Annotated in this window: 1 protein-coding gene; it reads right to left on the bottom strand. The window is 58.3% G+C overall.

All coding sequences use genetic code 11. The features are described 5' to 3' along the window. Positions 1-264, bottom strand: a 264-nt coding sequence (locus SB659_RS19745) for a divergent polysaccharide deacetylase family protein (protein ID WP_410551640.1), incomplete at both ends; no start/stop codon positions are given.

Genomic DNA, 264 nt, shown 5'->3' with positions numbered 1-264 from the left:
CCCCTGGCGACGGCTTCGGTCTTCGATTGTGCCGAGGAGCCGTCATCGAGAAACAGCAGGCCGCGCTTGCCTATATCACGCATCACGGGCTCCATCGCATCCGGATTGGAGAGGAAGCGGCCGCCCTGATAATTCATGATGCCGGTGTAATTGGTGATCTCGCCCATGGCGCGGTGCAGGTTTTCGACGTTTTTGGCGGGCGATTTCGATGTCAGCAGCGTTTCCGGACCCGGATCGTTTGCCGGGTAATCAAATGGTTCTAGC

Origin of the sequence: Arthrobacter sp. SIMBA_036, assembly GCF_046535135.1 — a bacterium.
In the GTDB taxonomy this organism is placed as follows: Bacteria; Actinomycetota; Actinomycetes; order Actinomycetales; family Micrococcaceae; genus Arthrobacter.
This window is presented reverse-complemented; position numbering and strand designations above follow the sequence as displayed.